Consider the following 21,714-nt stretch of genomic DNA (forward strand, 5'->3'; position numbering starts at 1 on the left):
GAACGTCGTCGTCAGTACAGGCCCATGCGGCGGGCGGTCTCCTCGCCGTGCCGCATCCGCTGGTGGGCGTCCTCCCCGAGGGCGGTGAGCACTCCGGCGACGACCGTCTCGACGACGGCGAGGGTCGGCACCAAGCTGTCGTAGGGGGAGGGGGCCGCGACCTGGCTGGGCAGGACCACGTCGGCGTGGGCGGACGACGGGGAGAGCCACATGTCGGTGAAGAGGATGACCTTCCCTCCCTGGGCTCGTACGAGTTCGGCCATCGCGACCTTGTCCTGCTCGTAGCGCCGGTAGTCGAAGACGACGAGGACGTCACGGCGGTGGAGAGCCGCGAACACGGCGGTGCGTTCGACGCTGCGGTCGGGCAGGAACCGCACGTCGTTGCGCAGTTGCATGAGGTGCAGTCCCAGGTACTGGGCGAACAGGTTCGTGAAGCGTCCTCCCACCAGGGTGATGCGGCGTTTGCCGTCGGACAGCAGTCCGATCGCGTGTTCGAGGTCGTGCGGGGGCAGCTCGGCGAGGGTCTGTGCCACGGCGGCGCTGAAGACGTCGCTGCCCCGTTGGAGGAGGGACAGGTCTTCTTCCGGCCCGCCCTTGCTGCGGCCGTAGTCGGTGGCCTCGTACAGGGAGAGGGGGGAGGCGTTGCGTTCGTCGAGCTCCGCTCGCAGCGCGGCCTGGAAGTCGGGGAAGCCCCGGTAGCCGAGCCGGTTGACGAAGCGCAGGACCGTGGGGGTGCTGACGGCGGCCCGCTCCGCGAGGACGGCCATGGTCTCGAAGCCCGCTGAGGGGTAGCCGGCCAGCAGCACGCGCGCGACCTTGCGTTCGGCGGGGCTGACGTCGCCCAGCTTGAGGCGGATCTCGTCGGCGAGCGTGCCAGGGGCCATGCGCGGGGTCTGCTTTCGTGGTGTGGGACAGGGGTGACGGGTGGCTGGTCGAGCTTACTGCCGCCCAGCGCGGGGAGGGGCCGGCCGGACGCCCTTGTGCCGGGGCGGCGTCACTCCGGAGTGACGGCCACCTCCAGGTCGGTGAGCGTGCGCGCGGTGGCGCCGTCACTGGTCCATGCGGTGAATCCGGGTCGCTTGCCGAAGGTGACGGTGAACCGGGGCCCGCTCTCGAAGGTGGCCGCGGTCGCGGTGCGCTGGACGGCGCTGGCCGCGAGGGCGCGCGCGCTGCCCAGGAACGAGTAGGGAGCGCCGGCGGGGTTCGCCGCGGAGTGGAACACGTCGGGGTTGGCGGGGACGGGGGTAGCGGAGGTCGCCACCAGGGGCCGCTTGCCGGCGTCGGGCAGGACGCGCCAGCGGCTGGGGTCGTAGCGGTCGCCATCGGTGAGGTAGGTGTAGCGGGCGCCGGTGAGGGACCACGCCCCGGATGCGGTCTTCCCCGTCCGGGCCTGGCGCAGGTCCAGGACGGCGACTCCTTGCGGCCCCAGAACGCGCAGGCGCTCGTGCGGGGTGCGGGGCGCCTCCACGACGAGGGCGGTGTTCTCCTCCAGTGCGTACACGCGGTCGTGTCCGGTCTCGGCGGCGAGGCGCAGGGCCCTGCCTTCGCGGCCGTAGGCGCCGGTGTGGGTGTCGATGAGCCCGGAGCGCAGGAAGCCGAACCCGCCGGCGGGCAGATACCCGAGCCGGGTCGGGTCCTCGAAGTAGCCCGGGCTGCTACCGTCGCGCAGCCCTTCGTAGGAGTCGCCTCCCGTCACCATGTCGGCTGCGGCGGCGATCTGCGCTCCGGCGCTGGAGCCGGATACGACCGCACCGGCGGCGAGCTTGGCGCGGATCGCGGCGAGGACCTTGGAGTCGGTGTGGGCGGAGCCGTGGAGCAGGGTGGTGACGTAGCGGTACTGGTCGCCCCCGCCGAAGAAGAAGCCGGTCATCGAGTCGACCTGCCGGACGACCTCGTCGGAGTCGGCGTTGGCCAGGTGGTCGAGGTCTACGGGGATCCACTCGGCGTCGGCGGCTCCGTGCCGTTCGAACAGGGCGGCGTAGTAGGCGCCGTTGCACTCCGCGTTGCTGCACTTGTCCGGGTCGGAGGCGTACGGGTCCTGGCTGGCGGGAACGGAGGAGGCGGTGATCACTCCGATCCTCGCCGAGGCGCCGCCGGCCCTGGTGATGATCTCGCCGTAGACCTGTGAGTTGTCCGCCTTCAGTCCGCCGCCGACGAGGACGAGGGAGCCCCGGTCGCCCGCGCGGGGCGGGGTGGCGGCTCCAGCCGTCGGGGCGAGGGCGAGGGTGAGCAGGAGGGCGGTGCCGGCCGCCAGTGTGGTGCGGCGGGCTCGGGTGGGGATGCGCATGTGGTGTCTCCTGGGGAGGGGCCCGGTGGTGGCCGGGACCGCGGTGGGTGTCAGCCGATGCGGCTGTCGCCGAGTGCGGCGACGAGGGACGCGAGGAGCGCGACGCGGAGCGGAACGGTGGAGGTGTCCAGCCATTCCTCGGGGGTGTGGTCGGCGCCGCCGACCGGGCCGAGGCCGTCCAGGGTGGGGACGCCGGTGCCCGCGATGAAGTTGGCGTCTCCCACGCCGCCCGTCGCCGCGCCGCCGAGCGGCACCCCGAGCTCCGCGGCGATCTTCCTGGCCAGGTCGAACATGCGGCGCGAGGCCGGTGTGTCCTCCATGGGCGGGCACAGGTCCAGCTGCTCCACCGTGGCGGTGGTACCGGGTACGGCGGGCCGCGCGGCCGCGGCTTCGATCGCGGACCTGGCCGCTGCGATACCGGCGGCGGTGGCCGAGCGCACCTCGACCCGCAGTTCGGCTTCCGGGCAGACGATGTTGGCACGGGTCCCCGCGCGGACGACGCCGACGTTGACGGTGACGTCGTCCTCGTGGCCGTTGAGCGCTTGGAGGGCCACGACCAGGTGGGCGGCCGCCAGGGCGGCGTTCGCCCCGCGCTCCGGTTCGATGCCGGCGTGCGCGGCCCGGCCGGTGACCGTCACCCGGAAGTCGGCGACGCCCTTGCGGGCGATGACCACGTCGCCGTTCTCCCGCGCGCACTCCAGGGCGAGCGCGAAATGGGCTCCGCGGGCCGCCGCCTCCGTGACTGGGCGGCTCGCGGGTGCGCCGATCTCCTCGTCCGGCGTGGCCAGGAAGACCAGTTCGGCGTACTGCCGCGTGCCGGTCTCTTCGAGGACCTCAAGAGCGCTGAGACCTGCGAGCAGGCCGCCCTTGTCGTCGCTGACGCCCGGCCCGCGCGCCATGCGGCCGTCGAGGGCGAAGGGCCGTTCGGCGGCGGTGCCTTCCTCGAACACGGTGTCCAGGTGAGCGACGAGCAGGACGCGCCGGCCGCCTTCGGTGACGGGCAGGTCGCCCCGTTTGCGAGCGACGATCACGTCGCCGACCGGGTGGCCGTGGGCGGGAGCCGCGGCGATGCGCTCGACGTCGAATCCGAGCCTCAGCAGCCGCTCCCGGGTCCAGTCGGCCATCCGGTTGACGCCGTCGGGGCTGTACGAGCCGGAGTCGATGGCGACCAGGCCGGCCAGGTCGTCCAGGTAGCCCTCCAGGCGGGCCTCGGCGTACGGGAGCAGCGCGGTGGCGCGCAGCCGCTCCCGGGAGGGGGCGGTCACAGGACCTTGGAGAGGAACGCGCGGGTGCGCTCCTGACGAGGTTCGACGAGGACGTGGCGGGGATCGCCGGATTCGACGACGACGCCGTCGTCCATGAAGACGGCGGTGTCCCCCACCTCGCGTGCGAAGCCGATCTCGTGGGTGACGACGACCATCGTCATGCCGTCGGCGGCGAGCTGCCGCATCACGTCCAGGACGTCCCCGACGAGCTCGGGGTCGAGCGCCGAGGTGGGCTCGTCGAAGAGCATGAGCTTGGGCTGCATGGCCAGGGCCCGGGCGATGGCGACGCGCTGCTGCTGCCCTCCGGACAGCTGCGCGGGGTAGTGGCCGGCCCGGTCACCGAGGCCCACCCGCTCCAGCAGGTCGTGTGCGGCGGCCTTGGCCTGCGCCTTGTCGACCCCGCACACGTTGACGGGGGCCTCCATGACGTTTTCGAGGGCGGTCATATGGGGGAAGAGGTTGAACCGCTGGAAGACCATGCCGATGTCACGGCGTCGCGCGGCGACCTCCTTCTCCCGCAGTTCATGCAGCCGCGGGCCGCTCTGGCGGTAGCCGACCAGCTCGCCGTCGACGGCGAGCTTCCCGCCGTCGACCCTGTCGAGGTGGTTGATGCAGCGCAGGAAGGTGGACTTTCCGGAGCCGGACGGCCCCAGCAGACAGCACACCTCGCCGCGCCGGACGGTCAGGTCGATGCCCTTGAGCACTTCGAGCTTCCCGAAGTGTTTGCGCACGCCCTGGGCGTGGACCATGGGGACGTTCACCGGACCGCCTCCTTGCTGTCCTTCTTCGCCCGAGCGGGTCGGGTGAGGGCTCCCGCGAGCATGCGGCGCAGCGGCGAGACGTGACCGCCGCGCCCGGCGCCGCGGCCGTAGCGGCGCTCCAGCCACGCCTGCGGAACGCCGAGCAGGGTGACCAGCCCGAGGTACCAGAGGCTGGCGACCACGAGCATGGGGATGACCTGGTAGTTCTGCGCGTAGACGTCCTGGATGTTCGACATGAGGTCGTGCGCCGAGATGATCGACACCAGGGCCGTCATCTTGAGCATGTTGATCGTCTCGTTGCCCATCGGCGGGATGATCACCCTCATGGCCTGGGGCAGCACGATCCGGCGCATCGTCAGGGCGGGCCGCATGCCGAGGGAATGGGCCGCCTCGGCCTGGCCGGTGTCCACTGACTGGATGCCGGCGCGGACGATCTCCGAGGCGTACGCGGCCTCGTTGAGGCCGAGGGCCAGCAGCGCGGCGACCGCCGGGGTGAGCAGGGAGTTGGTCTCGATCCGGAGGAAGGTGATGTCGGTGAACGGGATACCGATCATCACGTACTGGTAGAGCGCGGCGGCGTACCCCCAGAAGATGATCTGGACCAGCAGGGGAGTGCCGCGGAAGAACCAGACGAAGAGGGACGACATCCCGTACAGCACGGGATGGGCCGACAGGCGCATCACCGCGACCAAGGTGCCCAGGACGAGCCCGAGGGCCATCGCCGCCGCGGTGAGCCAGAGGGTGGTGACCAGCCCGGAGAAGATGAGGTCGGCGAAGAGGTAGTGGCCGATGATCTCCCAGTGGAGGTTGTCGTTCTTCGCCAGCGATCCGGCCGTGCCGGCGAGGGCGGCGACCGCCGCGAGGGCCGCGATCCAGCGGCCGTAGTGGCGCAGCGGAACGATCGTGAGCTCCTCGGGCGCCGCACGGTCGAGGTCGGCGGGAGCCGTGGTGGTGGTCATCTCTAGTCCACCGCCGCGTTCTTGGTGGCCTCCTTGACGGCGATGGAGGCGACGCCGTACTTGTCGAAGATCCTGGTGACGGTTCCGTCGTCGATCAGGGCTTGCAGCGCCTTCTGGATCGCGTCGCTGAGCTGCGGCAGTTTCTTGGACACGGCGATCCCGTTGGGTGAGGCGCCGTATCCGCCCGCGGCGGCCGGGTCGTCGACGACTTCGAAGGCGTTCCCCTGGTCGGCGGTCTTGGCGGCCCAGCCCGCGGCCGGCTTCGTCTGGACCTGGGCGACGACCTTGTCGGAGCGCAGGGCGAGCTGGGCGTCGGAGTCCTTGGGGAAGGTCTGGATGTCGATCTCGGCCTTGCCCGCGGCCTTGCACGCGGCCTGGTGTTCCTGGAGCAGGCTGAGCTGGTTGGTCGCCGCCTGCACCGCGGCCTTCTTGCCGCAGAGGTCGTCCAGGGTCGTGATCTTCGCCGGGTTGCCCTTGACGACCATGATCCCGGAGCCGGAGACGGAGTAGTCGACGAAGTCGACGACCGCCTGCCGTTCCTTGTTGTCGGTCATGGCCGACATCGCCGCGTCGAACTTTCCCGCCTGGACGGCGGGCACGATGCCGTCGAACTTCTGCGGCGTGAAGGCGAACCTCACCCCCAGCTTCGCGCCCAGCGCCTGGCCCAGGTCGTAGTCGAGGCCGGTCAGTTCGGGCTTGCCTTCGGTCACGAACATCTCGAAGGGTGCGTAGGGGACGTCGGTCGCCACGCGCACCACACCCGACTCTCTGATCTTCGCGGGCAGGGCGGAGTGCAGCGCCGCGTCCTTGGCGATCGTGACTCCCGCGACCGCGACCGTGGCTGGGGCGGCGGCGGACGGCTCGGCGGCACCGTCAGAGGCCTCGCCCCCGCAGGCGGAGACCGTGATGAGGATCGCCGCGGACAGGGCGGAGGCCGTCGTCGCGCGACGCAGGGGCGGGGTTGGCATCACAGGTAACCCTCTCGGAAGACCGGTCGGCGACGACTGCGTGCGCCACCGTCTGACACGCCAGGAAATTACATGATGGGCATGTGATTGGCTAGATGTAACGCCTATTTCATGAAGGGCAACGCGCTGCGGGCGGCAACCGGACAGGCAGGAGAGGGGCTCTCATCTGCCCAATCAAGGATGGCGGCCTCATCGTTGACCAAGTGCTGCGTTACATCTACCGCCCTGTCTGATTGACCTGTACTTTCCGTTGCGGCAAGCCGCAGCGCCTGCTTCACCGCATCGCTGCGCCCCCCTCACCGCTGCTCACGGAGGACCCCATGCGTCCGTTCCCCCGCACCACCCCGCCCGCGCGGCGCCGAGCCGCACACCGCGTCGCCACCTGCGTGGCAGCTGCTCTGGCGGTCGTCGCCGGTGCGTGCGTCCAGGCCGATCCGGCCGAGGCCGCCGCGAGCCGGATCCGCCTCGGCAGCTCCGCGGACGCCGGCCGGGCCACCTGGTCGGGCCCCGCCTTCACCATGAACGGGTCCGGTGGCATCGTCTCCGCCTCCATGACCAAGGCCGTCGACGCCATCCGCGGCGGAACCGGCTCGCTCGACGTGGTGGTGCTGGCGGCGTCCACGCCGAGCTCCGGCAGCAGGACGCCCGAGTGCGATGCGGTCATGCGCCTGAGCGGGATCAACTCCTGCACCACCTGGACGCTGACCAGGGCGAGTGACGGCAACAACGCCCAGGCCAACACCGACATCCGGAACGCGGAGTTCGTCTACTTCGCCGGCGGTGACCAGTGCAAGTACGCGGCCTGGAAGTCCACCTCGCTCCGCTCCTCCGTCCAGTCGGTCGTCGCCAAGGGCGGGGGCGCGGGCGGCGGCAGCGCCGGCCACCACATCAACAGCTCCGTCGTGTACGACGCCTGCCGAGGGAGCATCACCTCCGGCGAGGCCCTGGCCGACCCCTACGACGCGTACGCGACCTTCACCACGGGCATGTTCGACTGGCCGAACTACGCCGGCACCATCAACGACTCCCACTTCGTCACCCGCGACCGCATGGGCCGCACCATGGCCTTCGTCGCACGGGCGCTCCAGGACGGGCTGGTCACCGGCGGAAAGGCCTGGGGCGTAGGCGTCGAAGAGGGCGGCTCCCTCTTCATCGACAAGAACGGCCTGGCCACCCTCTCCGGGGCCGACACCTACGTCGTCCTGGGAGACCACCAGCCCGAGAAGGCCGTGCCCGGGCAGCCCCTCACCTACTCCGGCTTCAAGATCTGGCGCCTCACCTCCGGCCAGACCTTTGATTTCAAGAACCGCCCCACCTGCGGCTACTACCTCAGGAGCGTCACCAACGGCGTGACCGACGGCAGCCTGTACAGCGGCACCCCCGTCACCGGCTGCTGAGGCCGACACGGACAGCGCCGCCCTGCGGTGACCTGCCTGTTCGGTGATCTTCCTGCGTCGTCGGCCGTCGGCTCGTAGCGTCTGGTACGGAGCGGTTGTTCGAGCCGCCGCCGAAGGAGCGCAGGAAGGGAACCGACCATGTCGGAAGTGATCGAGAGCCTCGCACACGAGGGTGGCACCGTGCTCGTCACCGCGTTGGCCACCGGGCTGGTGGGCGCCGCGCAGAGGCTGCCGAGGCTTTGGCGCCGTGAGGGCGCCGAGGAGCGGATGGCGGCGGAGCTGGAGCGTTCGGCCCGGGAACTCGCCGACGCGCAGCCCGAGAACCCCGAGGCCGGGGCGCGCGTGGCGGTGGTGTGGGAGACCCGGTTGCGCGACCTGCTGATGACCGATCCGGCGGCCCGTGACGAACTGGAAGAGCTCCTGGCCGAGATCCGGCGCGAACACCCGCAGGTGACGACGAGCACCACCCAGCACATCACGGCGAGCGCTCCGAACGCGACGGCGCAGGGCGTGATCGGAGGCAGCATCTACAACCACGCCCCCGCCGCCCCGCCCGGGCACGGCGCGCTCCCGTCGTCGGACACCCGGGCATGACGGTACCCAGCTCGCCCGGCGGGGAGGGGCCCGCAGAGGCGTTACGGGGCGACGGCTCCCCGGGCGCCAGGATCGTCCAGAACGTCTACGCCTTCGACGGCTTCGCGTACGGGGCGATCAACGCGGACGTCCACATCCACGGTGACGGCCGGCCCGTGTACGTACTCGCCGAGCACGAACCGCCGGACGGCGATCCCGACCCGTCCTGGATCGAGCAGCCCAGCCGCCTGCTCAACGCGGGCAACGCGGTCGTGCCGTTCACCGGACGCACGGCCGAAGTGGACGAGTTGATCCGGTGGCGCGGCCCGGGCGCGGGGGGCCACAGCCCTGCCGGAGCCCCGAGCACCGGCCACGACGGTCGCGCCCTGGCCGTCCGCTGGCTACACGGCCCGGGCGGCCGCGGCAAGACCCGGCTCGCCGATCACTTCGCCGCGCGGTCCGTCCGCCAGGGGTGGAAGACCGTCGTCGTCCGGCACGGCGGGACGGTCCTGCCCGAGTCCGCGGGCAGTCACGACGCCCGCGCCGGCCATCTCCGGGGGCTGCTCGTCCTGGTGGACTACGCCGACCGGTGGCCCCTGCGGGACCTGACCTGGCTGTTCGCCAACAGCATGTTCAACGGTGGCCCGCGCGGCGGCGACCACGGGGCGCGGGTTCCGGTACGGGTCCTGCTGATGGCCCGTACGCCGCACGCGTGGCCGGCGGTGAAGTCCATGATCGGTGCACGGGCCGACGCCTCCGAGAGCGAGCTGGCACCCCTGGCGGCGGAACCGGGCGACCGGGAGCGCATGTTCACCACCGCGCGCACCGAGTTCGCGGAACTGTACGGGCGACCCGACGCGGCATCGGCCCCCTCCGCGGTGTCGCTGGCGGACCCCGCCTTCGGGCTCACGCTCACCGTGCACATGGCAGCCCTCGTCGCCGTGGACGCGCACGTCCACGGGCGCACCGCCCCTCGGGACCCGGCCGGGATGTCGGCCTACCTGTTGGAGCGGGAGCACGAGAACTGGCGGAGGCTCTACGAGAACGGCGCGGCCGGCCTGGACTTCCGTACCCCACCGGACGACATGGCGAGCGTCGCGTTCGTCGCCACACTGACCGGCGCTTCCACCTGGGAGGCGGCCGCGGCGGCCCTGGAACGGGCGGGCGTGGCCGACGGCCCCGGGGCCCGGCGCTCCCTCCTGCGCGACCACGCCCGCGTCTACCCGCCGCTGGACCCGCGCACCGTACTCGAACCGCTCTACCCCGACCGGCTGGCCGAGGACTTCCTGGCCCTGACCGTGCCCGGGCACACGGTCACCGGCTACCGCTCCGACGCGTGGGCGGTGGGGGTCCCGAAGGCACTGCTGACGGCGCCCGGCGCCGCCGCCGTCGCCCCGCGCGCCGTGACCCTCCTGGCCTCGGCGGCCGACCGATGGCCCCACCTCGCCGAACAGGTCCTGCACCCCCTGCTGCGCGAGCACCCCGACGTCGCGCTCGACGCCGGCAGTGCCGCCCTGGTGGCCATCAGCGCCATCGACGAACCCGACCCGGAGGTCCTCGAAGCCATCGAACGGGCCGCGTTCCGGAGGCTGGGCGGCATGCCACACGTGGACCTCGACACCGGCCTGGCCGCCGTCGCCGTACGCTCGGCCGCCTTCGTCGAGCCCGGCGCCTCCGATGTCGGACGGGCCGGGCGGTACCGGCACCTCGCGCTGCGCCTGGGCGGCGCGGGGCGCTGGGCGGAGGCACTCACGTACGCGCGGCGGACCGTGGACCTCCACCGTCACTCCCAGGCCCCGGCACAGGAGCGGGCCGGGGCGTTGTCCACGCTGGCGGTCGCCCTGGCGCACGCGGGGAAGCACGCGGAGGCCCTGGAGCGGTCCCGGCAGGTCGTGGACCTCTACGAGGCCCTGGTGCGGGCCGACCCCGAGGCCCATACGGTGCTGCTCGCGGAGGCGCTCGGCAACCACGCCAACCGGCTGGCCGAGGCCGGACGGCGGCGCGAGGCCCTGGAGTGCTCCGCCCGTTCGGTCGAGCTGATCGGATCGTCGCTGCCCGACTCCCTACCGTTCCCCCGCGTCCAGTCGCTCTCGGTGAGCATGGCGTTGGCCAACCACGCCAGCCTGCTGTACGAGGAGGGGCGGCACGAGGAGGCGCGCGACCACTACCGCCGTGCCACGGAGCAGTTGCGTGGCCTGGGCCAGGTCGACGAGGCCTTCGTCCGCCCCATGCAGGCACGTCTGCTGCTCAACCAGTCGCTCCTGGACGCCGCGACGGGGGACCTGGTGGGGGCGGTGGCCGGTTCCGCTTTGGCGGTCGAGCACCTGACGGAACTGGCTGAGATCAATCCGGGCAGCCACCTGCCGGGACTGGCCCAGGCCCTGGTCACGCACACCGGACAGCTGTGGACGTTCGGACTGCGCGAAGAGGCCCTGGAGCGGTCCCGGCAGGCGATCACGGTCTGGGACAAACTGGCCGACCAGAACCCCGGCGCGCACCGGGCGGGCCTGGTCGCGGCGTTTCGCAATCACGCCGGGTTCCTCGCGCAGACCGGCCGGCGCGAGGACGCCCTCGACTGCTCGCGCGTGGCCCTGGGGCTGGCGGAGGAGCTGGGCGGGGAAACGGACGGCGCGTCGCGTCCCTCCGACCCGGCGTCCCACCTCCCGGAGCTCGGGCGTGCCCAGTGGGCGTACGCGTTCGTCAGGTCCGTACTGGACACCGACCTCGATGACGGACTCGTCGTCGCGGCCCGGGCGGTCCTCGTCTTTCGTGATCTGGCGGAACGGAACCCGCAGACGTACGCCGCCGACCTCCTGGGCGCCTACGCACTCGTCGCCGACCTGCTGGAGCGCCTCGGCCGGGGCGAGGAGGCCGCCGAAGTGCGCCTCACGGCCGCCCGGCGGCGCGCGGAGACGGCCGCCGCCGGACCCGACGGTCCCCACGGACCTGAGGCACAGGACGCGAAGGACCAGCTGGAACGCGTCTACCGGGCGGAGGCCGAGGCGGGCCACGTACCCGCGATGATCCACCTCGGCCGCCTGCTGGAACAGGCGGACCGGATGGATGAGGCCGAACCGTGGCTGCGGCGCGCCGCCGAGACCGGCGAGCCCACGGCCGTCGTGCTCCTGGCCGGCGCCCTGCTCACCCGGGGCCGGGACGCCGAGGCCGAACCCTGGCTGGAGCGGTCCGCCCGCAGCGGTGACGTCACCGCCATGACCCTGCTCGGCGAGCGACTGGCCACAACGGGCCGCGGATCCCAGGCGGAGCCGTGGCTGCGCAAGGCCGCCGAGGCGGGCAACACCACCGCCCTCTACGAGTTCGGAGTCCTCCTGATGAGCACCGGGCGGGCGGAGGAAGCCGAACTCCCGCTGCGCCGGGCCGTGGGGGCGGGCCATCCCCGGGCCGCCGGCACCCTGGGCGTCCTCCTGTACGAGGGCGGCCGTGCACGGGAAGCGGAACCGTTCCTGCGGCAGGCAGCCGACGCCGGTAGCGCGAGTGCGATGAGCAACCTCGGAACGCTCCTCTACAAGGCGGGCCGGACGCGGGAGGCGGAGGACGCCTACCGGCGCGCGGTCGACGCCGGATTCGACCGCGCCCAGTACGACCTCGGCGTGCTCATGGAGAACACCGGACGGCCCGCCGAGGCCGAACGGTGGTACCGCCGGGCTGCCGAGTCCGGACACCTGCTCGGCGTCACCGCCCTGGCCCTCCGCCTGTGCGAGGCCGGCAAGCTGGGCGAGGCCGAGCCATGGCTGCGGCGCGCGAGCGAGGCGGGAGACGTGGGCTCGATGGTCAACCTGGGGCTCCTGCTCGGGCGCACCGGCCGGCTCCCGGAGGCGGAACGGTGGCTCACGCGGGCCGCGGCGGCGGGCAACGCCGCGGCCGCGCAGCTGCTGAGCGGTCGACCGTTCAGGGGAGCCGGGGACAAACCCCGGCGCCGCTGGGGCTTCCGCGCCGGCGGCTGACCCCTGACCGCCCTGGCCCGGCCGGGCTGAGGAGGGTGCGCAAGATTCAGCGATGACCGAGGAGTTGGACCAGCCCCACCGGGAGGAACGCGGGCCGGTGGGGCTGTCCGATCTGGTACGGCACGAAGCCCAGCGAGGCCGCGACCTCGACCTCCTCGGCCGTCTCCGCCTGGAAGACGAGCCGGCAGGGCCCTGCCTCGCTCCGCGCGCGCTGCCAGAGGACTGGAGCCGGTTTGCGTTCCGCCTCGGTGCGGGGGGTGAGGATGCGGCCGCCGAAGTCCTCCCAGGCGAAGGGCACGGAGCCCTTCCACTTGGCGTCGACCTCCTGCTTCAGCCGGGCGGCCCGCTCGGCGTCGGTCGTGCCCCACGAGGACGGCACGTTGGTGATCAGGCCGACCGTGATGCGGCGCTCGCGCAGGGCGCGCAGATAGGAGGCCGCTCCGGACCGGTAGGTGATGCCGCCGTCCTCGGCGGTGTGTACGAGGGTTTCGCCCAGGTCGAAGTACACGAGGGGGCAGCCGCGCTCGCCGGCCGGGCGTGCGGCCGAGTCCCTGCCCGCGACCCGGCTCGCGGTCCCGGGCGCCGCCGCACTCACGGTGGTGCAGAGCACGACCGACGCCAGGGCCGCACCGAGCACGAGGCCCACCCGGGCCGAACCCCTGGAGGGTGATCTGTTCATGGTGGCGTAGCCCCTCTCCCTGTCCCCCGCAAGGATGCACGAATGGCCGGTCCATGACATACGGGTGCGGCGGGGTTTTCTGTGAGCCCGTCGGCGGCCCCCGCACGTGAGGGACGCCTCAAGGGTGCTCGGCGACAGCCGGGGCATACGGGGCAGGAAGCGGTGCGGGCGGCCGCCCCGGGGAAGAAGGCCCGGGCCCAGCAGTCTCGCGCACGCATGCCGATAGGCCAGGAAGGGTTGATGGGGGACATGAGGGAAACGAGCCACTTGGTGATGCCGGAGGTGGTGGACAGCCCCGCCGCCGCTCAGCAGCCGTCCGGCGCCCTGGCGCGGTGGATGCTGCGCCACCGGGTCCAGCCGGTGGGGCCGGCGGCCGGTGAAGGCCATACCGAGCCGCAGGCGTGGTGGAAGGTGATGTGCCTGACGGGCGTGGACTACTTCTCCAGCCTGGCGTACGTGCCCGCGATCGCCGCGCTCGCCGCCGGGGCGGTCTCCCCCCTGGCGACCCTGCTGCTCGTGGCGCTGACCTTGCTCGGGATGCTGCCGATGTACCGGCGGGTGGCGAAGGAAAGCCCCAACGGAGCCGGGTCGGTGGCGATGCTGGAGGACCTGCTGCCGTTCTGGTGGGGCAAGCTGTTCGTGCTGGTCCTGCTCGGGTTCGTGGCGACCTCGTGGATCATCACGATCACCCTGTCCACGGCCGACGCCTCCGTCCACGTGGTGGAGAACCCCTTCTTCCCCGCCGCGCTGCACGGCCACGAGGTCGCGCTGACCGTGGTGCTGCTGCTGGTCCTGGGCGGGGTGTTCCTGCTCGGGTTCAGCGAGGCCGTCAGCGTGGCCATCCCGCTGGTCGCGGTCTTCCTGGCGCTGAACGCCGTCGTCATCGGCGTCGGCCTGGTCCACGTCTTCACCACCCCCGGCGCCTGGTCGCAGTGGACGGACGCCCTCTTCGACGGCGGAGGGGGCTTCGGGCACCTGATGGCTCCCGCGCTCCTGGCCTTCCCCCTGCTCGTGCTGGGCCTGTCGGGCTTCGAAACCGGCGTGAGCATGATGCCCCTCATCGCCGCCGACGGCGCAAACCCCGAACAGCGGCTTCGCGCGCGGGTCCGCAACGCCCGCCGCCTGCTGACCACCGCCGCCCTCGTGATGAGCGTCTACCTGCTCGCGGCCAGCTTCGTCACCACCCTCCTCATCCCCCACGAGGCCTTCGAACCCGGAGGCGCCGCCAACGGCCGGGCCCTGGCGTGGCTCGCCCACGAACACGTCGGGGAGGCGTTCGGCACCGTCTACGACATCAGCACCATCCTCATCCTCTGGTTCGCCGGGGCCTCCGCCATGGCCGGGCTGGTCAACATCGTCCCGCGCTACCTCCCCGACTACGGGATGGCGCCCGAATGGGGACGCGCGGTACGCCCCGTCGTGATCGTCTACACCGCCCTGTGCATCCTCATCACGATCGCCTTCGACGCCGACGTCGACAAACAGGCCGGCGCCTACGCCACCGGCATCCTGGCGATGATGGTCTCCGGTGCGTTCGCCGTCACCGTCTCCGTCGCCCGCCGACGCCGGCGCGCCACCACCGTCGGCTTCGGCCTGCTCACCGCGGTCCTGCTCTACGCCCTGGTCGCCAACATCGTCGACAAGCCCGACGGCATCGCCATCTCCGCCTTCTTCATCGCCGGGATCATCGTCGTGTCGCTGGTCTCCCGCGTCTCGCGCACCACCGAACTGCGCGCCGACCGCATCGTCTTCGACGAGAACGCACGCCGGTTCATCGACGACACCCTCGCCCATGACCGGGCCATCAACATCATCGCCAACCGCCGCCAGGGCGGCGACCACGCCGAGTACAGCGCCAAGGAGCGCGAACAGCGCGGCGTCAATCCGGTGCCCGGGCAGGCGGACGTCCTCTTCCTGGAGATCGACGTCGTCGACCCCTCCGACTTCAGCGACACCCTCACGGTCCGCGGCGTCGAAGTGGACGGCTACCGGATCCTGCGCGCCGACGCCCCCGCCGCCCCGAACGCCATCGCCGCCATCCTGCTGGCCCTGCGCAACGTCACCGGGGTCCAGCCGCACTGCTACTTCGCCTGGGCCGAGGGCAGCCCGGTGGTCCACATGGTCCGCTACTTCCTCCTCGGCCGCGGCGACACCGCCCCGGTCACCCGCGAGATCATCCGCAGCAACGAACCCGACCCCGGGCGCCGCCCCGGCATCCATGTCGGCGGCTGACCGGGATCCAGGGCGGCGACCCGGCTGCAGGGGCCACGACCCGGCGGCCGAGCCGCCCGTCACCGGGAGGGACTTCGGCCGGTTCTGCCCGTATTGGCTTGTTCGCCCTTTCGTCGCAGGGCCCGCTGTGCGTATATTTGCCGTAGAGCAACTATTGCCGTGCATCAACTCTTGGGTGCCGACGGGGGCGCTTGGGCAGCCGGTGAAGGGAGACCCGCGTGGTCAGCAGTGCGGCCGGTACGGCCGATGTCCGACGTCTCGTGCTGGATTCACTGAAGGGCCGGGCCGACGACATAGCTGACCGCTGGGTCCTGCTCCAGATGGAGCGGGCCCCCATGGACCCCGCGAACGGCGAGCGCGACCTGCGGTACGAGGCGGACGTACTGGCCTCAGCGCTCCTGAGCGGTCTGGACAGCACGCTGCCCGTGGAGCAGGTGGCCGCCGAGCACCGCGAACTGCGCGAGGCGGTCCGGGACCTGTCGCTGCGCCGGGCGCGGGCCGGGGCGGCGCCGACCGCGACCTCGCTGTCGGTACTGGCCCTCAAGGAGGTCCTGCTCGGGATCGTCCAGGAGAGCATCGACGACGCCCACGCACTGCTCGCGGCGGCGCTGCTGATCAACCGGCTCCTCGACGCGGCGGGCGCGCTGTCCTTCGCCACCTACGTGGAAGGGCGCGAGGACATCATCCGGCGGCAGAGCCGGCAGTTGCTGGAGGTCTCGACACCGGTCGTCCGGCTGTGGCGGCAGGTCGTCGCGGTGCCCCTGATCGGCACCCTGGACACCGCGCGCACCCAGGTGGTGATGGAGAACCTCCTCCAGGCCATCCAGGACGAGGACGCCCAGGTCGCGATCATCGACATCACCGGGGTCCCGACCGTCGACACGGCCGTGGCCCAGCACCTCATGCAGACCGTGCGGGCGGTGCGCCTGATGGGGGCGGACTGCGTCATCAGCGGGATCCGTCCCACCATCGCCCAGACCATCGCGCAGCTGGGCATCGACCTCTTCGACATCCTCACCCGGGCCACGCTCGCCGAGGCCCTGTCCGAAGCCATGAAGATCACCGGCGGTTCCGCGCCGGCTCCCTGTGCTCCGGTCATCCGGTGACGGCGCCCTCCTCCGCCGTGCCGATCCTGCGTCTGGGCGACGTGCTGGTCACCGGGCTGCTCGACGAGCTGGACGACAAGTCGGCCATCGCCTTCGCCCGCGAGCTCACCGAGCGGATCTCCGCCGACCGGGCCCGGGGAGTCCTCATCGACATCTCCCGCCTGGAGATCATCGACTCGTTCGTGGCACGGAACCTGATGGAGGTCACGACCATGGCCCGCTTGCTGGGAGCCAGGGTGATCGTCGCGGGCATGCGCCCTTCGGTGGCCATCACCCTCGTGGAGCTGGGGATCGAACTGACCGGCGTGGAAACGGCGTTGCACGCCGAACAGGGCATGGCCGCGCTGGGCTGGACCCGGACGGCGCCGCCCCGGGAAGGGGCGCCACATGAGGCCACTGGCTGAGGGCAGGCACACCAGGGACGGCGGCCGGCCGGACACCCCGCAGCCGGCCGGCGTCGACGAGGGACCCCTTCGGATCCCGTTGACCACGGAGGACGACCTGCTCATGGTCCGGCACGCCGTCCGTTCGGCCTCGGTCGCGGCCGGGTTCTCCATCATCGACCAGACCCGCGTCATCACCGCGGCCAGCGAACTGGCGCGCAACGCCTACGTCCACGGCGGCGGCGGGAACCTGACGATCGACTCCGCGTGCGACGAAGGGCGCAGCGGGCTGCGCCTGACGATCAGTGACCACGGACCGGGCATCCCCGATCTGGCGGCCGCCCTGACCGACGGCTACAGCACCGGGGTCGGCCTGGGCCACGGACTGGGCGGAGCGCGCCGCCTGATGGACGAGTTCGAGGTGCGCACGGAGCCGGGCGCCGGCACGACGATCATCACCACGCGGTGGCGGCGGTGACCTCCCGCGGCGGGTCCTCGGTGTCGCCTCCGGGCGCGGGAAGAGCGGTACCGGCTGCGCCGCGCGCCGCGGGGCGGCTCGCCCCGGGCGTCCAACTGCGCAGCCCCCCGAAGGTCCTGTACCCGCTTCCGGGCCTCCCGGAGGGTGCGGGCGGGGCGGCGGCGGTAGCGGCTCGGACCCCGCGGCCATGAGCCGGCTGTTCTGGTCCCTGCCCCCGCTGCGCGAAGAGGTGCGCGACCTGGCCGCGGTCTACCGGCTGCCCGCCGACCTGCGGGGGCGTCTCGTCCTGTCCGTCACCGACATGGCCGCCCCCGAATTCGAGGCCGGGCATCCCGTCAGGCTGACCGCCGTCCGCGACGCGTCGGGCACGGGCGCCCACCTCGCCGTCACCCTGACCGCGCCCCGGGCAGGGCACCCCTTGCAGGTCGGCGGGCTCGCCCTGACGGCGCTGGCCGCCTCCGCCACCTCGGTGACCTGGAACATCACCCTGCCGGCCCCGGAAGCCGCCCTCCCCGGCGCAGCGCGCTCCGCCGGCCGGCCCGAGCACGGCCCCGGCGCACCGGCCGACCACACGGCGGCGGCCGACGAGGAACTGCGCGCCGCCCTCGCCCTCGCGGACGGGCTCGCGGCCGAACGCCGTCGGCTCAAACACGAGCTGGCGGAGACCAACGCGGGCGTCCTGGCCCTGTACGTCCACCTGGAAGAGCGGGAGGAGGAGGCCGGCCAGGCGCACGGACGGGTGCTGCGGGAACTGGAGGACGCGCTGCGCCCCGAGCCGCTGGAGGTCGAGGGGGCGGAGCTGGCCGTGCACTTCGCCCCTGCCGATCCCGGCGCCCCGACCGGCGGCGACCTGTACGACTGGTTCACCCTGCCGGACGGGACGGTGCACATCACCGTCGTCGACGCCCTCGGCCACGGCGTGCGCGGCATCCGGACCGCCATCACCGTCACCCACGCGGTGCGCACGCTCGCCCTGGAGGGGCACGCGCTGGACTCCGTCCTGGCCCGCAGCCACCACATCCTCATGTCCTTCGACGCCGATCTGATGGCCACGGTGCTCCTGGCCCGGCTCGACGTCGTCACGGGGGAGCTCCAGATCGCCAACGGCGGCCACCCCGCGCCGGTTCTGGTGCGGGCGGGCGGAACCGCCCGGTACCTCGAAGCGCGGGGAAGGGGCATCGGTCACCCCGGCCCGGGCCGTGGGGGAGTACGCCGGGAGCACCTGGCCCCGGGTGACATGCTCCTGCTGTACACCGACGGACTCCTGGAGGGCCGCAAGGATCCGGCCGAAGGTGAGCGCAGGCTCATCGCGTCGGCCCGGACGCACGCCGGCCGCCCCCTGTGCGAAATCCCGGCCGCGATCGCCGCGGACCTGCACTCCGTCGTCCCGCACGCGGACGACACCCTCGCCCTGGCCGTCCGGCTCACACCCCGCATACCGCCGCCGGCGCCGCCCCGGCCCGGGTGACCGGAGCCCGGCCTCTACGGCCCAGGGGCGGGGTCGGCGTCGGGGGGAGCGCTGTCCGGGGGGTGTGTGGCGCGGGTGAAAGCACGCAGGCCGGCCAGCAGGACCTCCCGTTCGCCGTCGGGCACGTGCCGCAGGACGTCGCGCAGGTCCTCCGCACGTCGTTCGGACAGGGACAGGAGGGCGTCCGCGCCGTCCTTGGTCAGGGAGAGGCCGATCTCGCGGCGGTCCGCGGCGGCGCGGTCGCGGCGCAGGAAGCCCGCGGCCTCGAGCCGGTCGCACAGTCGGCTCGCCGCCGGAACCGATGCGCCGACCATCTCCGCCAGCCGGGAGAGGTTGGCTCCCGGAGCGCGCCGTACGGCCACCAGGGCCCGGACCTGAAGGGCCGAAAGACGGGGCGAGGAGTTCTGTCCGGCGCGGTTCCAGCAGTCCACCAACGCCTCGGCGGCGTCCGCGACCTCGCGGGACGCCTCGTACAGAGGATCGTCGGCCGGTTCCGCGCGGTCCATTGTGGCGGTCGCCTCCATGAGCAGGTGCAATGCCCCCAGAGGCCGCCGGCATCGGCCACCGCCTCCGCGCGGGGTCTCCCGCGTCTGCCCTCTCTGACGAAAGTATGCCCTCTGCAACGGCCGCATCCCTCCCGTATCCCGACGACACCACGGGCAACTCCTGTCCCGGTGACCGGCGGGTGCGGGTCCGCTTCCCTTCGGCGGCCCGTCCGGCCTATAGTTGCAGCAGGGCAACAGTTACCGTCCGGCAAATACCGGCCCTGCCGACGACCCCGCCCCCTGCCCGAAAGGCACCCCGTGATCAGCAGAGCGGTCCGTACCCGCCCCCGCGCAGAGCGCCGGCCGGAGGGGCGGACGGCTGACGGGGCCGCCGACCAGCCCGGGGAACACGACGGGTGGACGCGCTGATGGCGGGTTCTCCCGCGCCGGCGACCCGCCGGGTACGGATCGACCACCACAGCGCCGTGCACGACGCCGCCGAAACCGCCCGGTCCCTCGCACGGGAATGCGGGCTGCCCGGTGCCATGCCGGACCAGGCGGCGGTCCTCGCCTCCGAGCTCGCCGGAAACCTCGACAAACACGCCGTCGACGGCAGCCTCTACCTCCAGCCGCTGCCGCTGGGCGGCGGCCTGGAGATCCTGGCCGCGGACCGCGGGCCGGGCATGGCCGAACTCGAACGCTGCCTCACCGACGGCTACACCACCAAGGGCACCCTCGGCGCGGGGCTCGGCGCCGTCCGCCGCATCGCCACGGACCTCACCATCAGCACGCGGGCCGGCACCGGAACCCTGATCTGCGCCCGGCTCACCCTTCCCGAGGCCCGCGAGGCGGCCCGGGAAGCGGTGGGACTGCTCAGCCTGCCCGCGGCGAACGAGGACGAGTGCGGGGACGCCGCAGCGGTCACCGACCTCTCCGGTCTGCGCACCGCCGCCGTGGTGGACGGGCTCGGGCACGGCCCCGACGCCTCCGAGGCCGCCCAGGCGGCGGTGCGCACCTTCAAGGCCCACTCCGAAAGGCCGCTCACGGAGATCATGACCGCCATGCACCGGACCCTGCGCCACACCCGCGGCGCCGCCGTCGGCCTGCTGCGGCTCGCCGCCGGAGAGGCCGAGTACTGCGGCGTGGGGAACGTCCGGGCCGTGGCCATAGGCCCGGACGAGGTCCACCACCGGCTGACCGGCCAGCCCGGTACGGTCGGCTGGCGGATGCCCGCGCCGCGGACGCACGGCTTCCCCCTCGCCGGCGCCTCCACCGTCGTACTCCACAGCGACGGCATCGACCTGCGCTGGGCCCACACGCCGCCGCCCCATCTGCTGCGTCTGCCGGCCCCCCTGCTCGCCGCCGCCCTCGTACACGGCTACCACCGCACCCGCGACGACGCCACCGTGGTCGCGGCCCAGCCCCGCAGCTCGCGATGACGAACGGGGAGACCTTCCGCGACGTGACGGCCCTGCGCCGGGCGGTGCGCGCCCTCGCCCGCCACCACCGGCTGCCCGCCGAGGTGCGCGGCCGTCTGGTCCTGTCCGTCACGGAACTGGCCACGGGGCAGTTCGAGGCCGGACACCACGTCGAGCTCGCCGCCACCTGCGACAGGGGCACCGGAGACGACGGCCCCCAGCTCGTCATCACCCTGACCGCCCCGCAGGCAGCCGCGGCCCTGCGCTGCGACGGCTTGGCGCTGCCCGCCCCCACCACCACGGCGAACTCCGCCACCTGGCGCACCGCCCTCACGCACACCGCCGGCCGGCTCCCCCCGCCCCGGAAGCAGATCTCCCCGGGGCGGTGGACCGACCCCCAGGCCGACGCGGACGCCCAGGCCGACGCCGAGGAGGAGATGCGCGCCGCACTCGCCCTCGCGGACTCGCTCGCGGCCGACCACCGGCTCCTCAAGCACGAACTGGCCGAGACCAACGCGGGCGTCCTGGCCCTCTACGTACAGCTCGAAGAGCAGGAAGAGCAGCTGCGCAGCGCCCACGGCCGGGTGCTGCGCGAGCTGGAGGACGCACTGCGCCCCCCGCCGCCCCAGGTCGACGGCCTGGAACTCGCCGTCCACTACGCACCCGCCGACCCGGCCGCCCCCACCGGCGGAGACCTGTACGACTGGTTCGTGCTGCCCGACGGGACGGTCCACGTCACCGTCGTCGACGCGCTGGGCCACGGCGTCACCAGTACCCGCAGCGCGATCACCGTCACCCACGCCGTGCGGGCGCTGGCACTGGAGGGACACTCCCTGCAGTCGCTCCTGGCCCGGACGCACGAGCTCCTGAAACCCATCGACGCGGACCTGATGGCCACCGTGCTCCTGGGGCGGCTCGACCCGGCCACCGGGGAACTGCACCTGGCCAACGGCGGCCATCCGCCCGCCCTGCTCCTGCGGGCCGACGGCACGGCGGACTACCTGGAGGTGAGGGGCCGAGGCATCGGCTTCCCCTCTCCGGGCAGCGACACGGTCCTGACCGTCCGCATCGCACCGGGAGACCTGCTGCTCCTGTACACCGACGGGCTCACCGAGAGCCGCCGCGACATGATCGAAGGCGAGCGCAGGCTGATCCGGGCCCTGCGCGACCACTCCCACCTGCCGATGGCCGAGATTCCCGGCGCCGTCGCAGCCGACATGCACACCATCGTCTGCCACGCCGACGACACCCTGGCGCTGGCCTTCAGAATGAGGGGACCGAACACATGAG

18 protein-coding genes are annotated in these 21,714 nt (G+C 72.7%); 10 read left to right on the forward strand and 8 right to left on the reverse strand.

The features are described from left to right. Positions 1-11: 11 nt before the first annotated feature. The 6 genes from ACF059_RS10665 to ACF059_RS10690 all read right to left on the reverse strand — a co-directional run bounded on the left by ACF059_RS10665 (position 12) and on the right by ACF059_RS10690 (position 6,240). Positions 12-884 (reverse strand): MurR/RpiR family transcriptional regulator, encoded by an 873-nt coding sequence (locus ACF059_RS10665; protein ID WP_392054318.1) that lies wholly within the window; start codon positions 882-884, stop codon positions 12-14. Between the two features lie 110 nt (positions 885-994). Then, positions 995-2,287 (reverse strand): cyanophycinase, encoded by a 1,293-nt coding sequence (locus ACF059_RS10670; protein ID WP_392054321.1) that lies wholly within the window; start codon positions 2,285-2,287, stop codon positions 995-997. A 50-nt stretch (positions 2,288-2,337) separates the two neighbouring features. After that, positions 2,338-3,552, reverse strand: coding sequence for a M20/M25/M40 family metallo-hydrolase (locus ACF059_RS10675; RefSeq protein WP_392054324.1), 1,215 nt, complete (start codon positions 3,550-3,552; stop codon positions 2,338-2,340). After that, a complete protein-coding gene (locus tag ACF059_RS10680; RefSeq protein WP_392056587.1) occupies positions 3,549-4,301 on the reverse strand; it encodes an amino acid ABC transporter ATP-binding protein in 753 nt (250 codons plus the stop codon). The genes ACF059_RS10675 and ACF059_RS10680 overlap by 4 nt, the downstream gene beginning before the upstream one ends. A gap of 8 nt (positions 4,302-4,309) precedes the next feature. After that, positions 4,310-5,272, reverse strand: coding sequence for an amino acid ABC transporter permease (locus ACF059_RS10685; RefSeq protein ID WP_392054328.1), 963 nt, complete (start codon positions 5,270-5,272; stop codon positions 4,310-4,312). A 2-nt stretch (positions 5,273-5,274) separates the two neighbouring features. Beyond that, on the reverse strand, positions 5,275-6,240 hold the full coding sequence (locus ACF059_RS10690) for an ABC transporter substrate-binding protein (RefSeq protein ID WP_392054331.1): 966 nt from the start codon (positions 6,238-6,240) through the stop codon (positions 5,275-5,277). 320 nt (positions 6,241-6,560) lie between these two features. Here ACF059_RS10690 and ACF059_RS10695 point away from each other — a divergent pair, with 320 nt between their 5' ends. From ACF059_RS10695 to ACF059_RS10705, 3 genes are all read left to right on the forward strand, one after another. Further along, positions 6,561-7,637, forward strand: coding sequence for a hypothetical protein (locus ACF059_RS10695; RefSeq protein WP_392054334.1), 1,077 nt, complete (start codon positions 6,561-6,563; stop codon positions 7,635-7,637). A gap of 138 nt (positions 7,638-7,775) precedes the next feature. Continuing rightward, positions 7,776-8,231: a hypothetical protein gene (locus ACF059_RS10700; protein ID WP_392054337.1), complete on the forward strand. Its 456-nt coding sequence runs from the start codon at positions 7,776-7,778 to the stop codon at positions 8,229-8,231. Continuing rightward, positions 8,228-12,175, forward strand: a complete 3,948-nt coding sequence (locus tag ACF059_RS10705) for a tetratricopeptide repeat protein (RefSeq protein WP_392054340.1) — start codon at positions 8,228-8,230, stop codon at positions 12,173-12,175. Before ACF059_RS10700 ends, ACF059_RS10705 begins: the two co-directional genes overlap by 4 nt. A 46-nt stretch (positions 12,176-12,221) precedes the next feature. Here the strand turns inward: ACF059_RS10705 and ACF059_RS10710 are convergent, their stop codons facing one another. Next, positions 12,222-12,854 carry a hypothetical protein gene (locus ACF059_RS10710; RefSeq protein ID WP_392054343.1) on the reverse strand — a complete coding sequence of 211 codons (633 nt, stop codon included), beginning with the start codon at positions 12,852-12,854 and terminating at the stop codon, positions 12,222-12,224. Between the two features lie 273 nt (positions 12,855-13,127). Between ACF059_RS10710 and ACF059_RS10715 the strand changes: the two genes are divergently transcribed. From ACF059_RS10715 to ACF059_RS10735, 5 genes are all read left to right on the forward strand, one after another. Then, a complete protein-coding gene (locus ACF059_RS10715; protein WP_392056590.1) occupies positions 13,128-15,086 on the forward strand; it encodes an amino acid transporter in 1,959 nt (652 codons plus the stop codon). A 218-nt stretch (positions 15,087-15,304) separates the two neighbouring features. Next, a complete protein-coding gene (locus ACF059_RS10720; RefSeq protein ID WP_392054346.1) occupies positions 15,305-16,192 on the forward strand; it encodes an STAS domain-containing protein in 888 nt (295 codons plus the stop codon). Beyond that, the gene (locus ACF059_RS10725) at positions 16,189-16,596 is read left to right on the forward strand and encodes an STAS domain-containing protein (protein WP_392054349.1); all 408 of its coding nucleotides are present in this window, start codon (positions 16,189-16,191) and stop codon (positions 16,594-16,596) included. Before ACF059_RS10720 ends, ACF059_RS10725 begins: the two co-directional genes overlap by 4 nt. Next, positions 16,580-17,053, forward strand: a complete 474-nt coding sequence (locus ACF059_RS10730; RefSeq protein ID WP_392054352.1) for an anti-sigma regulatory factor — start codon at positions 16,580-16,582, stop codon at positions 17,051-17,053. Before ACF059_RS10725 ends, ACF059_RS10730 begins: the two co-directional genes overlap by 17 nt. Before the next feature lie 187 nt (positions 17,054-17,240). After that, positions 17,241-18,521: a PP2C family protein-serine/threonine phosphatase gene (locus ACF059_RS10735; RefSeq protein WP_392054355.1), complete on the forward strand. Its 1,281-nt coding sequence runs from the start codon at positions 17,241-17,243 to the stop codon at positions 18,519-18,521. 14 nt (positions 18,522-18,535) lie between these two features. Here ACF059_RS10735 and ACF059_RS10740 read toward each other — a convergent pair whose 3' ends face one another. Next, a complete protein-coding gene (locus tag ACF059_RS10740; RefSeq protein WP_392054358.1) occupies positions 18,536-19,027 on the reverse strand; it encodes a MarR family winged helix-turn-helix transcriptional regulator in 492 nt (163 codons plus the stop codon). 407 nt (positions 19,028-19,434) lie between these two features. On the opposite strand from ACF059_RS10740, the gene ACF059_RS10745 reads away from it, so the two are divergent. Further along, a complete protein-coding gene (locus tag ACF059_RS10745; RefSeq protein ID WP_392054361.1) occupies positions 19,435-20,445 on the forward strand; it encodes a SpoIIE family protein phosphatase in 1,011 nt (336 codons plus the stop codon). Further along, positions 20,442-21,713 (forward strand): PP2C family protein-serine/threonine phosphatase, encoded by a 1,272-nt coding sequence (locus tag ACF059_RS10750; RefSeq protein WP_392054364.1) that lies wholly within the window; start codon positions 20,442-20,444, stop codon positions 21,711-21,713. Before ACF059_RS10745 ends, ACF059_RS10750 begins: the two co-directional genes overlap by 4 nt. Position 21,714 lies beyond the last annotated feature (1 nt).

This window comes from Streptomyces sp. NPDC016562, assembly GCF_043076955.1.
In the GTDB taxonomy this organism is placed as follows: domain Bacteria; phylum Actinomycetota; class Actinomycetes; order Streptomycetales; family Streptomycetaceae; genus Streptomyces.